We start from the raw sequence: 13936 nt of genomic DNA, 5'->3' as shown, positions 1-13936 counted from the left end.
CTAGGGCGGCGCGCAAGTTAACCCGGAGACCGTTCCCGCCATGGCGAGTGACAGCACAATTGGCCCCGACATCCACGCCAAGGCGGAAACGCTGATCGAGGCGCTGCCGTATTTCCAGCGTTATGCCGGGCGCAGCTTCGTGGTGAAATACGGCGGCAACGCCATGGGCGATGAACGCGCCGCGCGCGAATTCGCCGAAGACGTGGTGCTGCTGAAGGCGGTCGGGATCAATCCCGTGGTGGTGCACGGCGGCGGCCCGCAAATTGGCGCGATGCTGGAAAAGCTGGGGGTGGAGACGAAATTCGTCGACGGCCTGCGCGTCACCGACAAGGAAACCGCCGATGTGGCCGAAATGGTCCTTTCCGGCGCGATCAACAAGGCGATCGTCGGATCGATCGCCCGGGCAGGCGGCAAGGCCATCGGCATTTCGGGCAAGGATGGCGGGCTGGTCACGGCGACCAAGCTGAATCGCACGATCAAGGACCCGGACAGCAATATCGAACGGGTGCTGGATCTGGGTTTCGTCGGTGAACCCTCCAAGGTCGACACCACCATTCTCGAGACCGCGACAGCCGCCGGCATGATCCCGGTGGTCGCGCCGATCGGCGTGGGCGAGGATGGGCACACCTACAACATCAACGCCGACACGATGGCAGGCGCCCTTGCAGCAGCGCTCGGCGCGGCGCGGCTGTTGCTGCTGACCGATGTTACCGGCGTGCTCGACAAGCATGGCAAATTGCTCACCGATCTGAGCCCGAAGGACATTGCCGCCTTGCGCGCCGATGGAACGATCAGCGGCGGGATGATCCCCAAGCTGGAAACCTGCGTCAGTGCGGTCGAGGCTGGGTGCGAAGCGGCGGTCGTCCTCGACGGGCGCGTGCCACACGCAATGCTGCTCGAATTCTTCACCGCCCGCGGCGCGGGCACGCTGGTCAGCGCCGGCTAGGCACACGCCTTTGAGGGTAGCGCGCAGCGTATCGCTCTTGTAGGACACGCAGCAGGCACAAACGACGGGAACGCGACTGAAATGACAGGCCTCGTGGCACTCTACCAGATCATCGACATGATCACTTCGGTGGTCATCATGCTGATCATCATCCAGTTCATCATCGGGCTGTTGTTCGCCTTCAATGTCGTGGGTCGCTCGAACGAGTTTCTCACCGCGTTCTACGATGCGATCAACCGCCTGTTCGAACCCGTCCTGCGGCCAATCCGCAACGTGTTGCCCAACACCGGCGCGATCGATTTTTCCCCCATCGTCCTGATCATCGGCCTCAACATCCTGCTGATCGTGCTCGGCACGGTGGCTTTCGGCTGATGACGGACATTATCGACGGCAAGGCCTTCGCTGCAAAACTGCGCGATCGGGTCGGCGAACAGGCGGCGAAGTTTGCCCGGGCCGCCGGTCGCAAGGCGGGGCTGGCCGTGGTGCTGGTGGGCGAAGATCCCGCCAGCCAGGTCTATGTGCGCAGCAAGCACAAGGCGACCGTGGCGGCCAACATGGAAAGCTTCGAATACCGGCTTCCGGCCGATACCGCCGCGGCCGACCTGCTGGCGCTGATCGAAAAGCTGAACGCGGATCGGGCGGTGGACGGAATTCTGGTCCAGCTCCCTCTTCCCGCCCACCTGGACGAACAGGCGGTCATCGCCGCGATCAGTCCGGACAAGGATGTCGACGGGTTTCACGTCACCAACGCGGGACGCCTCGCCGTTGGGCAAAGCGGGTTCGTGCCCTGCACGCCGCTGGGCTGCATGATGCTGCTCACCGACCGGCTGGGCGATCTGTCCGGTCTGGAGGCTGTCGTCATCGGCCGCTCGAACATTGTCGGCAAGCCGATGGCCCAGTTGCTGCTCGATGCCAACGCAACCGTCACTATCGCGCACAGCCGGACGAAGGATCTGCCCGCTGTAGTGCGCCGTGCAGACATCGTGGTTGCCGCCGTCGGCCGCGCCGAAATGGTCAAGGCCGACTGGCTCAAGCCCGGCGCGACCGTGATCGACGTCGGCATTAACCGCCTTCCGCCTGCCGAAGGCGAGGAAAAAGGCCGTCTGGTCGGCGATGTCGATTACGCCGGCGCGCAGGACGTGGCCGGGGCCGTAACCCCGGTGCCCGGCGGTGTCGGGCCGATGACTATCGCGGTCCTGCTGCGCAACACGCTTGTTGCCGCGCACCGCGCCGAAGGTATCGATCTGCCGGAAGGCGCGCTGTGAGGCTGCTGGCAGCTGTCCTGATGCTTGCGCTATCCGCCTGCACGGCCGGACCCAACGGACGCGACCGCTACGCCCGCCTGCTGACCCCCACCGCCAATCCGAGCGAGGTCGTCGCCACCGAGCTGGCCTTTGCGCGCGCGGCACAGGAAGATGGGCAGTGGACCGCATTCCGCGAATACGCGACCGAGGATGCGGTGATGTTCGTGCCCCAACCGGTCAACGCGCATGACTGGCTCAAGCAGCAATCCAATCCGCCCGAAGCGGTGCGTTGGCAGCCGCATGAACTCTGGTCGAGCTGTGACGGTTCGCTGGCGGTAACGAAGGGTGCCTGGCAACGGCCGGACGGGACGACGGGATATTTCACCACGATCTGGCAACGCCAGCGCAGCGGCAAATACGAATGGGTGCTGGATCAGGGCGACGTTCTGACACAGCCGCTGGTCGAACCGGACTTCATCAGGACGCAGATCGCCGATTGTGCCGGTGAACGGCCCGCAGGCCAGCCGCAGGCAGGGCCACAAGGGTCCGGTAACGGCGCATCGGTGGATCGCACGCTCGATTACAGCTGGACGGTGAACGCGGACGGATCGCGCAGCCTTTCGGTTCGCCTCCTCAAGGGCGGAGCGATGAGCAAAGTCCTGCTGTCGCGTGTTTCCGCACCGACGTCATGATGACCCAGCTTTTCATCTCCGCCTTCATCACGCTGTTCGTGGTGATCGACCCGCCCGGCTGTGCGCCGATCTATGCCGGCCTGACCAAGGGCGCCACGCAGGCGCAGCGCCGAAACATGGCGATCCGCGCAACCATGATCGCGGCCGTGATCCTGCTGATCTTTGCCCTGTTCGGGGAAGACCTGCTCGGCGCGTTGCATATCGAACTCGACAGTTTCCGCATTGCGGGCGGGCTGATGCTGTTCTGGATCGCCTTCGAAATGGTGTTCGAGAAACGTACCCAGCGGCGCGAAGAACGCGCCGAAAAGGTCGCGGCGACCCCCGAGGTCGAGGACGTTTCTGTCTTTCCGATGGCAATGCCAATGCTGGCTGGGCCCGGTGCGATCGCATCGATCATGCTGCTGACCAGTTCGGCCAAGGGGATCGAACAGACGTTCGTGGTGCTTGGCGCCCTGGCGGCGGTGCTGCTGTTGACGATGCTGGCGCTGATCGCGGCAGGGCCGTTGATGAAGCTGTTCGGCGACCGTGTCGAAGCGGTCATCACGCGTCTGCTGGGTGTGCTGCTGGCCGCGCTGGCCGCGCAATATGTAATCGACGGGCTGAAAAACAGCTTCGGGATCTGACGCCTTATTGCAGCGTGACGATTTCGTCGCCGTCATCGCGCAAGGCGAAGAACTGCATCAGCTGGATCATCAGTTCGCACCGACGCGCAAGGTCCGGCGCTTCCAGCAAAGCCTGCTTCGATGCCGCGTCGAACGGCACGATCTGGGCCACGCCGTTGATCAGCGTTTCATCGTCGAGCCTTTCGACCGAATTCCAGTCCACCGAATAGCCCTGCAAATCGGCAAAACGGCGCGCCTCGAATTCGAACCCGGCTCGCTCCACGCTGGAAAGCACCTGGTTTTCCGCGTCTTCGATCAGTTCGGCCTCAACCTGCCTGAACGGGGTTTTCACATCGAGTTCCGACAGGACGCGAAACCGCGATTGCCCGTCGAGCACGATGTTGTAGCGCCCGTCTTCCAACGCCTCGACATCAGCGATCCGGCCAACACAGCCGACGTCGTACAGCGGCGCTCCGTCGCGCGACGTCTGCGGCTGGATCATGCCGATCAGCCGGTCTTTCGCCAGGGCGCTGCCGACCAGTTCGCGATAGCGCGGTTCGAACACATGCAGCGGCAGTTGCAGGCCGGGAAACAGGATCGCCCCCGGCAGGGGAAAGATCGAAAGGCGTAAACTCATGTGCCGCTTATCCGAACAGCAACCGGGACAGGCGCCTGCGGGTGGAAACCACCCACGGATCTTCCAGTCCGACCGCTTCGAAAATCTGCAACAGCTTGGCCTTGACCGCGCCATCGTTCCATTCACGGTCCGCTTCGAACATCGCCAGCAGTTCATCGGCGGCGGCATCGCGGTTGCCGGCGGCAAAAGCGGCTTCGGCATAGGCGTAGCGTGCATCCATATCAGCCGGATTGGCAGCGGCCTTGTCGCGCAGGCCAGCCAGCTCGCCATCGTCCACCCTGTTTCCGGCCAGCTCCAGCGCGCTTCGGGCCTGTGCGATCTGCGGATCGCCGGCGATGTCGGGGTTGGCTTCGGCGGCTGCCAGCGCGGCACCGGCTTCTTCCACCATGCCCGCCAGCACAAGCGCGCGAACCAGACCGGCGTGCGCGGCGGCTTCGCCCGGGGCCATCTGCACGACCTGCCCGAATACGCCAACGGCGCGCTCGGCGTCGCCCTCGGCCAGCATCTGTTCGCCCATGGAGACGAACTGGCCGATGTCCGGTTGCTGCTGCGCGCCTTCCTGGCCTTCTGCGGGGAGAGGGATCTGGGACAGGATCTGGTCGAGGGCCTGCTTGAGCTGCGATTCGGTGCGTGCGCTGGTCAGGTCGGCCACCGGCTGGCCCTGGAACATGGCATACACCGTGGGGATTGACTGCACCTGGAACTGGGCGGCGATAAACTGTTCCTTGTCGACATCGACCTTGCGCAGTTCGACGCCCTTGTCCGCGTATTCACCGGCGACCTTTTCCAGGACCGGGGCGAGCGCCTTGCACGGCCCGCACCATTCGGCGTGGAAATCGATGATGACGAGCTTTGTCATCGATGGTTCGACGATATCCTGGCGGAAACGGTCCACCGCCTTTTGTTCGTCGATACTCAAACCCATGCTCGCCACTGCCAATCACCTTTCAATACGGAATTCGATAGCCTCCCATGTGGGCGCTTTTGCGTGAATGTGAAGGAGCAACCGGCATGCGGCAAGGGCAGCGCAAAAGAAGCGTTTTTTGGGCTTGCGGGACTCAAGAGCCGCTGCTAGTTGCGCGCCTCCCCACCGGATCGCCTGATCCGGCAGAGCGTCAGTGAGCGGGCGTAGCTCAGGGGTAGAGCACAACCTTGCCAAGGTTGGGGTCGGGCGTTCGAATCGCCTCGCCCGCTCCATTTTTCCAGACCGATCGACAACGCTTCGTGCGCCGATGGCGCGCGCGAAGCCATTCGTCGCTTTGCAGGCATCATTCGTCCAAAGTTGGCAGCTGTCTCTTGTGTGGCCAGTTTCACGCCCTATTAGGGGCGTAATGTTGTATCATGCATATCCCCGCACCGCCCTTCTGCTGACCACAGCTGTCCTTGCTGTTGCCGCGCCCGCGCACGCGCAAGACGCCGTAGCCGAGCCTGATCCGGCAAAATCCGAAGCCCAAGACCGCGCGAACGACGATCTCCACGACCGCCGCATCGACTACCAGGGCGAAATCATCGTCACGGCTGCGGGCCTGCGCCAGTTCGACCTCCTTGCAGGCACCGATGTCATCGAAGGCGGGGAACTGCAGCGCAACATGGCGGGGCAAGTCGGGGAAATGCTGGTCAGCATTCCCGGCGTTTCGGCATCGGGTTTCGCGCCCGGCGCGTCGCGGCCTATCCTGCGGGGGTTTTCCGGTGAGCGGGTCAAGGTGCTCGTCGACGGGATCGGCGCTATCGACGCATCGAACACATCGGCCGATCACGCCGTTTCGATCGATCCGTTAACCGCTGAACGGATCGAGGTCCTGCGCGGCCCTGCGGTCCTGCTTTATGGCAGCCAGGCGATCGGCGGCGCGGTCAACATCATCGACAAGCGTATCCCGCGCCGCATCCCGGACGAACCGGTGCACATCGATGCGATGATCAGCGCGGACACCGCGAGCGATCTGCGCGAAGCAGGGGCTTCGGTCGATTTCCCGCTTGGCGGCGGGTTCGTGGCGCATGCCGACGGATCGTGGCGCGAAACGGGCGACCTCGCCATTCCCGGTTACGCCGTGGCGCCGACCCTTCGTGCCGAATTGCTCGAACAAGCCGACGAAGAAGACGCCGAAGGCAATGGCGACGAGGCGGCGGAGCTGCGCGAAGCGGCCCTGCTGCGCGGAACCGTGCCCAACACCGCGACCGAAACCTGGACCGCCAACGCGGGGCTTGCCTTCTTCCGCGGCGATTCGACCATGGGCTTCTCGGTCGGTGTGTACGACACATCCTATGGCATCCCAGGCCGACCCGGAGCGGGGGGGCATCACGGCGAAGGCGAGGACGCAGGCGCCGAGGAAGAGGGCGAAGTGCCCGTCAGCATTGGCCTGCGCCAATACCGCGCCGATTTCCGGGCCGAGGTCGATCTGGGGGAGGGGTTCTTCGAACGCCTGCGCCTGCGGGCCGGATATTCCGATTACACCCACACCGAATTCGAAGGCGCCGAAGTGGGCACCGTCTTCGACGTGGGCGGCATCGAAGCCCGTGCCGAACTGGTCCAGCAGGCACGCGGCGTCTGGCGCGGCGCGACGGGTGTGCAGTACACTGCGCGCGATTTCGACGCTGTCGGGGCGGAAGCCTATGTCGCGCCCAACCGGACCGAACAATTGGCCGTTTTTGCCTTGCAGGAATACGGCGACGGGCCGGTCCAGCTGGAAGGGGCGCTGCGGTATGAAGCGACCGACGTCGATTCCAGGCCGCTCGGTCTGACGCGCAGCTTCGGCACCGTCTCCGGGGCGCTGGGACTGGCGTACGATGGCCCCAATGCGTTGCGTGCGGGTATCAACCTGTCGCGCGTGGGCCGTGCGCCGAGCGCGGAAGAAATGTTCTCAAACGGACCGCACGTGGCAACCCAGGCTTTCGAGGTCGGCGATCCCGACCTGTCGATCGAACGCGCATGGGGTGTCGAACTTTTTGCCCGCGGCCAGGTTGGCGATCTGGAATTCAACGTCTCGGCGTTCAAGAACTGGTTCGACGAGTACATCTACCTGTCCGAAACCGGGCTGGAAGAAGATGACCTGCCGGTCTTTGCCTATCTCCAGCAGGATGCCACCTACACCGGCATCGAAGGCGAGGTGCGCTACGCCTTTCTGGATACCGGCGACGTCAGGCTGACTGCGGATCTGCGCGGGGAATACGTTCGGGCAAAGCTGAAGGACGGCAGCAACGTGCCGCTCATTCCGCCGCTGGGCCTGATGGGCGCCCTTGAAGCGTCGACCGCGCGGTTCGATGTGCGTGGCGAAGTCGAATGGTTTGCCGACCAGAACCGCACGGCCGCCTTCGAAACCGCGACCGACGGGTTCACCATGGTCAACGCATCGGTCACCTGGCATCCCTTGCGGGGGAACGACGGGGTGAGCCTAGTGCTGAAGGCCGACAACATCTTCGACACCACGGGTCGCCGCCACGCCAGCTTCACCAAGGATTTCGTGCCGCTGGCGGGACGCAACTTCACCGCCAGCATGCGCCTGAGCTTTTGATCGGCGGCCTGAAAATTCAATCGGCGGCCTGAATGCTCAATCCGCGGAAGGAGCCGTTTCGGCCCGGCCCTCGGCGCGCGCCGCGCGCACCTCGGCGTCGTGTGCCCGGTCACGTTCGCGCCACATGCCGATCTGGCCGCGGACCTGCCCATAGGCGAAGACCATCATCAAGCCGCCGATAATCGCGAGGTTTTTCAGCGCCATGGCCGCCTGAACCTCGTTGGTGACCTGTTCGTGGAAGAACAAGGTCGCAACGGCTGTGAAACCGATCAGCAGGGCGCTGGCAATGCGGGTCATGAAGCCGCTGGCCAGCACCAGACCCGCGACGATCTCGAAAATGCCCACGGCCATCGCGAGACTGCCCGGAAACGGGGATTCCGCCTCCATGTAGGAAGCGGTCGACACGGGATCGATCACCTTGCCGAAGCCGGCAAAGACGAACAGCGCCCCGATCAGAATGCGCCCGAGAATGGCGGCGATAGTAGCCATGGTAATTCTCCCCTTTATCCCCGTTACAGCGCGTGATGCCGCAGCCGGTTCCTCAATCTTCGACCGCAAACGTCAATTCGGCGTGATCGCGCAGGCGTTCGACGAGGTCTTCCCCGAGGAACGAGCCGGGCGTGCCGACACCGCCTTCGGCCTTGGATTCGAGCAAGGCCATGCCGGTTTCGGCAAGCATCCGGCTGGTCGAGCCGTATCCGGGATCGTAGCGCCCCTTCACGCCGTAATGGATCGTTGCGCCGTCGGGCCATTCACCGACGAACAGGACATCGTAGAAACCGTTTTCGCGTTCTTCCGCGCTCGGCCCTTCGCCGGGCTTGGGCGGTTTCGCGCCGAACGGGTTCTTGAGCATTTCGGTGACCGCGTTGGCCGCCGCCTTGCCCGCTTCACCCGGGCTGGTGAGCATCATTTCATCGTAACGGAAGTCCTCGCCGTAAGGGTGGCCGCGCAGGAAATTGGTGCGGTGGACGTTCTTGGTGTTGATCGTGGCCATGATGAACGGTGCCGCCCATTTGCCCAGCTTGTCTTCGTAGCGCGGGATCAGGCCCGACGGCTGGTCCGGCCCCTTGAAGCCGGGCGTCAGGCCGAACGGGTCGTTCAGGACCTTGATGATGCCGGGGTTTCTGGCGGCGGCCTTCATCGTGGCCGTCAGGCTGGCGGCGGTGCCTCCGGAAAAGGTGCCCTGCATTGCCCGGACACGTCCCTTGACCCGCGGGGCAGGCGATCCGTGCCGCGCGACCGCTTCCTTTTGCAGCATCAGCACGCCGAGATCGAACGGGATCGAATCGAAGCCGGACGACAGGCAGATCCGCGCGCCGCTGGCCTTTGCCGCTTCATGGTGTGCGTCGATCTGTTCGCGCATCCATGCCGGTTCGCCGCACAGATCGGCATAATCGGTCCCGGTTTTCACACAGGCGGCGACCAGCGCATCGCCGTAAAGCTGGTACGGGCCGACCGTGGTGAGAACGACCTTGGTGCTTTTGCACATGGCTTCCAGGCTGGCCGGGTCGTCGGCGTCCGCCACGATCAGCGGCGTCGATTTCGGCGCACCGATTTCGTCTCGCACGGCTTCCAGCTTGTCCATGCTGCGGCCCGCCATCGCCCATTTCGGCCCGTCGTCGCGGCTGCCGTATTCGCGCACGAAGTGTTCTGCCACGAGCCGCCCGGTGTAACCGGTTGCCCCATAGACGACGATATCGAACTGGGTGTCTGCCATGATGTCTCTCCTTTGCGCCCATGAATGCGCGCCCGCGCCGGGAGAGTCAAAGACGTTACAGTGTGCGTGGTATGCGGGGCAGAACGCCCGTCTGGCTGGAGATTGCCAGCAGGCGTCCGTCCTGGGAGAAATGCCGGGCCGAACCATGCACCACGCCGCGATCGAACGCGGCGAGCTGTGTTACGGACAGAACCCATCCGGGTTCTGCGCCCTGGACGAAACGGAACATGGCATCGAGGCTCGATCCGCCGCGCGACGCCGGATGCGCGCCAAGGAAATAATCGGAGATGATCGCCAGCCAGCATGCATCGATGGCGAAACCGGCCGCCGAACGGGTCCACACGGCTTGCAGGCCGGCGGCGTTGTCCTCCTGCGCGATGCGGTAATCGATCTGGTCGGGCAGGCTGCCGGGGGCGGACCAGTTCACTTCGACCGGCGTGCTTTCGTCCGGTCCCGGTACATCGGGCATCTGTGCGAACACGGTCTGTTCGCAAGGCTCGCGATAGCCAAGCGCCGCGCTTGCGCGATGGGTGGGGCGGCCATTCGACGAAACGGTGGCCGCGTATTGCGCCACGGCCTGCCCGCCGCCGCATTGTTCGCACGCGATGACAAGTTCCGTGGCGTGCTGCGTCGGGCTGAGGAACTGGGCCTGTGCCCACAGAACCGGCAATTCGCTGTCGAGCTGCATCGCATCGATGATCGCGGCCAGCGCTACCCCGCCCATGACGTGCGGTGCGCCTTCCGGCCCGGTGGTGGCCGGCGGCATGACCGGCAGGATGACTTCGCCGGGCCGCTCTGCCGGCACGATGCGCCAGAACGGGAACCGCGATACGGTCATAACCGGGGCAGGGTCACGCCGCGCTGGCCCATGTATTTGCCGGCGCGATCCTTGTAACTCGTCTCGCACCGCTCGTTCCCCTTGAGGAACAGGAACTGGCAGGCGCCTTCGTTGGCGTAGATCTTGGCCGGAAGCGGCGTGGTGTTCGAAAATTCCAGCGTGACGTGGCCTTCCCAGCCCGGTTCCAGCGGGGTCACGTTCACGATGATGCCGCACCGCGCATAGGTGCTTTTGCCGAGGCAGATCACCAGCACGTCTTCGGGCACGCGGAAATATTCCACGGTCCGCGCCAGGGCAAAACTGTTGGGCGGGATCACGCACACGTCGGTCTTGCGATCGACGAAGCTGTTGGCGGCAAAATCCTTGGGATCGACGACCGCCGAATCGACATTGGTGAAGATCTTGAATTCGTCGGCAACGCGCGCGTCATAGCCATAGCTCGACAGCCCGTAACTGATCACGCCTTCGCGTCGCTGCGCCTCGACGAAGGGCTCGATCATGCCTTCGCCTTGCGCCTGCGCGCGGATCCACTTGTCGGAAAGAATCGCCATGGGCCGACGATTCCCCAGCAACGCGGAGCCGACAAGCCCCGCGCCGCCCTTATCCGCCGATCTAGCTCGCCAGCAGTGTGGCGTTGCCGCCCGCCGCCGTGGTGTCGATGCACACCACGCGCTCGGTCGCGAAGCGCGCGACATAGTGCGGCCCGCCTGCCTTGGGGCCGGTGCCGGACAGGCCTTCGCCGCCAAAGGGCTGGCTTTCCACCACCGCGCCGATCTGGTTGCGGTTCACGTAGAAGTTGCCGACGCGGGCGTGCCGCTCGACGAATTTGCGCGTTTCCTCCAGCCGCGAATGCAAACCCAGGGTGAGGCCGAAACCGGTGGCGTTGATGTCACGCACCACCTGCCCCAGATCCTCGGCCTTGAAGCGCACGACATGCAGCACGGGTCCGAAGTTTTCGCGCTTGAGATCGAGGATGGAATCCATCTCGATGATCGTCGGGGCGACGTAGCAGCCGTCGGACAGCGTTTCGGGAACATCCAGCCGCCAGATTTCGCGCCCGCTTTGCGCCCGCCGCGCGACATGACGTTCGAGCGCGGCCTGCGCGTCGGGGTCGATCACCGGGCCGACATCGGTGGTGAGATCTTCGGGATCGCCGATGGCCAACGCCTCGAACGCGCCGCGGATCATGGCGAACATATCGTCCGCCACATCGTCCTGCACATACAGCACGCGCAGCGCCGAGCACCGTTGCCCCGCGCTCTGGAACGCGGAACCGACCACGTCGCGCGTGACCTGTTCGGGCAGGGCGGTCGAATCCACGATCATCGCGTTCTGGCCGCCGGTTTCGGCGATGAAGGTGGCAATGGGGCCTTCGCGCGCGGCAAGGCTGCGGTTGATGGCCTGGGCGGTCTGCGTCGATCCGGTAAAGGCGACCCCGGCAATGCGGGGGTCCGACGTGATCATTTCACCCACATCGCCCGCGCCGGGCAGGAGCTGGAACACGGCTTCGGGAATTCCGGCAGCGTGGCACAGCTTCACCGCCAGAGCGGCGATCAGCGGGGTCTGTTCGGCGGGCTTGGCCACGACCGTGTTGCCCGCGGCCAGAGCGGCTGCGGCTGGACCGATGAAAATGGCGAGCGGGAAGTTCCACGGACTGATCGTGGCGAAGACGCCGCGCCCGGCCAGCGACAGGCGGTTTTCTTCGCCCGTCGGTCCGGGAAGCATGACCGGCGCTGCAAACAGGCGCCGCGCCTCGCCCGCATAGTAGCGCAGGAAATCGACCGCTTCGCGCAGTTCGAGCACCGCGTCGACCAGTGTCTTGCCCGCTTCGCGCTGGCACAGGCTCAGGAAATCGTCGGTATGCTCTTCGAACATATCGGCCGCCGATTCGAGCAGGAGCGCACGCTTTTCACCGCCGAGCGCATCCCATCCCGGCTGGATTTCATCCGCGCGGCCGATCGCCTCCTCGACCTCGAACGGCAACGCATCGCGCCGCGTGCCGACGGCCTGGGTAAGGTCGTGCGGCTTGGTGATTGGTGCGGTTTCGCCCTCCGCGCCGGACACGAATGTCGGCTCCGCATGCCAGCGGACGCTTTCGAGGGCAGCAAGCCGCTCGACAAGCGGTTCGCGCACCAGCGGGTCGGCCAGATCGACGCCCGCCGAATTGATGCGGTTGGGAAAGATATCGCCCGGCAGCGCAATGGCCGGGTTGCGATAGGGTTCGATGGCAGCAAGATCGGTTACCGGATCGGTCACCAGTTCGCTGACCGGCACATCGGCATCGGCCATCCGGTTGACGAAGCTGGAATTGGCCCCGTTTTCAAGCAGGCGCCGCACGAGATAGGCGAGCAGATCCTTGTGCGTTCCTACCGGAGCGTAAATGCGCACATTGGTACGGGCGTTACCTTCCGCCTGCGCCAGCGCGTCATAGACGTCTTCGCCCATGCCGTGCAGGCGCTGGAATTCGAACGGCTTGGCCCCGGCAAGCGCCTTGATCGCGCCCACCGTGTAGGCGTTGTGCGTCGCAAATGCGGGGTAGATCGCATCGTCCGCCTCCAGCATCTTCTCCGCGCAGGCGAGGTAGGACACGTCGGTACCCAGCTTGCGGGTGAAGACCGGAAAATCATCGTATCCGCCAACCTGGCTCAGCTTGATTTCTGTGTCCCAATAGGCGCCCTTCACAAGGCGAACGAAGAACCGGCGGTCATGCTTGCGGGCAAGCCGGGCAACCCATTCGCACATGGGTACGCCGCGCTTCTGATAGGCCTGGACCGCCAGGCCGAAACCGGTCCACTGCGACCCGTCGGGGCGGGTGAACAGATCGTCGTCCGCGGCGAGCGCCTCGATGATGTCCATCGATAGTTCCAGGCGTTCGGCTTCTTCGGCGTCGATCGTGAAATGGATATTCGCGTCGCGGGCCTTGCCGGCCAGATCGCGGATGATCGGCACAAGGTCGGCAGCGGCCTTCGCCGCGTGGAGGAAATGATACTTTGGGTGGAGCGCGGACAGCTTCACCGAAATGCCCGGCGAGGTTTCGACCTTGCCGGTCGCTTCGGTGGCAAGGCGTTCGATGGCGCGTTCGTACGACTGGCGATACCGTTCGGCATCGTCATAGGTCATCGCACCTTCGCCCAGCATGTCGAAGCTGTGGGTCAGGCCGCGGGCGCGTTCGGGCGCGGCGCGCTTGAGCGCTTCGGCAATGGTGCGGCCGAACACGAATTGTCCGCCCAGGATCTTCATCGCCTGCAAGGTCGCCTTGCGGATGACCGGTTCGCCAAGGCGGTTGACGGTGCGCTTCAGCGTCTTGCCGAGGCCCCTTTGCGCTTCTTCGGGGCGCTCCAGCACCTCGCCCGTCAGCATCAGCGAAAACGTTGCCGCGTTGACGAAGGTGGACGAGCTTTCCCCGACGTGTTCGCCCCAGTCGATATCGCCGATCTTGTCGCGGATCAGCGCATCGGCGGTGGCCGCATCGGGCACCCGCAGGAGCGCTTCGGCAAGGCACATCAGGGCGATGCCTTCTTCGGTCGCGAGGCCGTATTGCTGGAGGAACGCGTCAAGCCCGCTGGCCTTGCGCGCCCGCGCCCCTTCGATCAGCTTTGCCGCCAGCCCGGCCGCTTCGCCATGCAGCTGGGATGCGCGCGAAGCCTGCGCCATGCGCTGTGCCGCGCAGGCGTTTTCCTCGGCGCGATAGGCGATCCGCACGTCCTGACGGGAGATGGGCTTGGAAGCGGGGGTTTGGGTGGTCATGCGG

13 protein-coding genes and 1 tRNA gene are annotated in these 13936 nt (G+C 64.5%); 7 read left to right on the top strand and 7 right to left on the bottom strand.

Features of this window, described 5'->3' with window-relative positions; all coding sequences use genetic code 11:
* Positions 1–40 precede the first annotated feature (40 nt).
* The 5 genes from argB (at position 41) to VR863_RS11490 (ending at position 3505) form a co-directional block, all read left to right on the top strand.
* Positions 41–946: an acetylglutamate kinase gene (gene argB, locus VR863_RS11510; protein ID WP_324828606.1), complete on the top strand. Its 906-nt coding sequence runs from the start codon at positions 41–43 to the stop codon at positions 944–946.
* A gap of 81 nt (positions 947–1027) precedes the next feature.
* The gene (locus tag VR863_RS11505) at positions 1028–1318 is read left to right on the top strand and encodes a YggT family protein (protein ID WP_324828605.1); all 291 of its coding nucleotides are present in this window, start codon (positions 1028–1030) and stop codon (positions 1316–1318) included.
* Entirely contained in the window at positions 1318–2211 is an 894-nt protein-coding gene (gene folD, locus VR863_RS11500; protein ID WP_434784987.1) for a bifunctional methylenetetrahydrofolate dehydrogenase/methenyltetrahydrofolate cyclohydrolase FolD, read from the top strand. The genes VR863_RS11505 and folD overlap by 1 nt, the downstream gene beginning before the upstream one ends.
* Complete coding sequence (locus VR863_RS11495; protein WP_324828604.1) at positions 2208–2882, top strand: Cif family virulence factor; 675 nt, start codon at positions 2208–2210, stop codon at positions 2880–2882. The genes folD and VR863_RS11495 overlap by 4 nt, the downstream gene beginning before the upstream one ends.
* Positions 2882–3505, top strand: a complete 624-nt coding sequence (locus VR863_RS11490; RefSeq protein ID WP_324828603.1) for a MarC family protein — start codon at positions 2882–2884, stop codon at positions 3503–3505. The genes VR863_RS11495 and VR863_RS11490 overlap by 1 nt, the downstream gene beginning before the upstream one ends.
* A 4-nt stretch (positions 3506–3509) precedes the next feature.
* Here the strand turns inward: VR863_RS11490 and VR863_RS11485 are convergent, their stop codons facing one another.
* Both VR863_RS11485 and VR863_RS11480 read right to left on the bottom strand, forming a co-directional pair.
* Positions 3510–4121, bottom strand: a complete 612-nt coding sequence (locus VR863_RS11485) for an LON peptidase substrate-binding domain-containing protein (RefSeq protein WP_324828602.1) — start codon at positions 4119–4121, stop codon at positions 3510–3512.
* A 7-nt stretch (positions 4122–4128) separates the two neighbouring features.
* The gene (locus VR863_RS11480; RefSeq protein ID WP_324828601.1) at positions 4129–5046 is read right to left on the bottom strand and encodes a tetratricopeptide repeat protein; all 918 of its coding nucleotides are present in this window, start codon (positions 5044–5046) and stop codon (positions 4129–4131) included.
* Positions 5047–5243: 197 nt separating this feature from the next.
* Here VR863_RS11480 and VR863_RS11475 point away from each other — a divergent pair.
* Positions 5244–5318 (top strand) — tRNA-Gly (locus tag VR863_RS11475).
* A gap of 134 nt (positions 5319–5452) precedes the next feature.
* A complete protein-coding gene (locus tag VR863_RS11470) occupies positions 5453–7630 on the top strand; it encodes a TonB-dependent receptor (protein ID WP_324828600.1) in 2178 nt (725 codons plus the stop codon).
* Between the two features lie 36 nt (positions 7631–7666).
* Here the strand turns inward: VR863_RS11470 and VR863_RS11465 are convergent, their stop codons facing one another.
* The 5 genes from VR863_RS11465 to putA form a co-directional block, all read right to left on the bottom strand.
* Positions 7667–8119 (bottom strand): DoxX family protein, encoded by a 453-nt coding sequence (locus VR863_RS11465; RefSeq protein WP_324828599.1) that lies wholly within the window; start codon positions 8117–8119, stop codon positions 7667–7669.
* A 52-nt stretch (positions 8120–8171) separates the two neighbouring features.
* Entirely contained in the window at positions 8172–9347 is a 1176-nt protein-coding gene (locus VR863_RS11460) for a saccharopine dehydrogenase family protein (RefSeq protein ID WP_324828598.1), read from the bottom strand.
* 55 nt (positions 9348–9402) lie between these two features.
* Positions 9403–10185 carry an acyl-CoA thioesterase gene (locus VR863_RS11455; protein ID WP_324828597.1) on the bottom strand — a complete coding sequence of 261 codons (783 nt, stop codon included), beginning with the start codon at positions 10183–10185 and terminating at the stop codon, positions 9403–9405.
* The gene (gene dcd / locus VR863_RS11450) at positions 10182–10736 is read right to left on the bottom strand and encodes a dCTP deaminase (protein ID WP_324828596.1); all 555 of its coding nucleotides are present in this window, start codon (positions 10734–10736) and stop codon (positions 10182–10184) included. Before dcd ends, VR863_RS11455 begins: the two co-directional genes overlap by 4 nt.
* 61 nt (positions 10737–10797) lie before the next feature.
* Positions 10798–13932 carry a bifunctional proline dehydrogenase/L-glutamate gamma-semialdehyde dehydrogenase PutA gene (gene putA, locus VR863_RS11445; protein ID WP_324828595.1) on the bottom strand — a complete coding sequence of 1045 codons (3135 nt, stop codon included), beginning with the start codon at positions 13930–13932 and terminating at the stop codon, positions 10798–10800.
* Positions 13933–13936 lie beyond the last annotated feature (4 nt).

The organism is Qipengyuania zhejiangensis, from assembly GCF_035607565.1.
Classification (GTDB): Bacteria; Pseudomonadota; Alphaproteobacteria; order Sphingomonadales; family Sphingomonadaceae; genus Qipengyuania; species Qipengyuania zhejiangensis.
This window is presented reverse-complemented; position numbering and strand designations above follow the sequence as displayed.

Excerpts from the sequence above, each read along its gene's own strand:
- folD (WP_434784987.1), top strand. The coding sequence starts at position 1,318 with ATGACGGACATTATCGACGGCAAGGCCTTCGCTGCAAAACTGCGCGAT.
- putA (WP_324828595.1), bottom strand. The coding sequence starts at position 13,932 with ATGACCACCCAAACCCCCGCTTCCAAGCCCATCTCCCGTCAGGACGTG.
- VR863_RS11465 (WP_324828599.1), bottom strand. The coding sequence starts at position 8,119 with ATGGCTACTATCGCCGCCATTCTCGGGCGCATTCTGATCGGGGCGCTG.
- VR863_RS11490 (WP_324828603.1), top strand. The coding sequence starts at position 2,882 with ATGACCCAGCTTTTCATCTCCGCCTTCATCACGCTGTTCGTGGTGATC.
- VR863_RS11460 (WP_324828598.1), bottom strand. The coding sequence starts at position 9,347 with ATGGCAGACACCCAGTTCGATATCGTCGTCTATGGGGCAACCGGTTAC.
- VR863_RS11505 (WP_324828605.1), top strand. The coding sequence starts at position 1,028 with ATGACAGGCCTCGTGGCACTCTACCAGATCATCGACATGATCACTTCG.
- VR863_RS11470 (WP_324828600.1), top strand. The coding sequence starts at position 5,453 with ATGTTGTATCATGCATATCCCCGCACCGCCCTTCTGCTGACCACAGCT.
- VR863_RS11485 (WP_324828602.1), bottom strand. The coding sequence starts at position 4,121 with ATGAGTTTACGCCTTTCGATCTTTCCCCTGCCGGGGGCGATCCTGTTT.
- dcd (WP_324828596.1), bottom strand. The coding sequence starts at position 10,736 with ATGGCGATTCTTTCCGACAAGTGGATCCGCGCGCAGGCGCAAGGCGAA.
- VR863_RS11480 (WP_324828601.1), bottom strand. The coding sequence starts at position 5,046 with ATGGGTTTGAGTATCGACGAACAAAAGGCGGTGGACCGTTTCCGCCAG.
- argB (WP_324828606.1), top strand. The coding sequence starts at position 41 with ATGGCGAGTGACAGCACAATTGGCCCCGACATCCACGCCAAGGCGGAA.
- VR863_RS11455 (WP_324828597.1), bottom strand. The coding sequence starts at position 10,185 with ATGACCGTATCGCGGTTCCCGTTCTGGCGCATCGTGCCGGCAGAGCGG.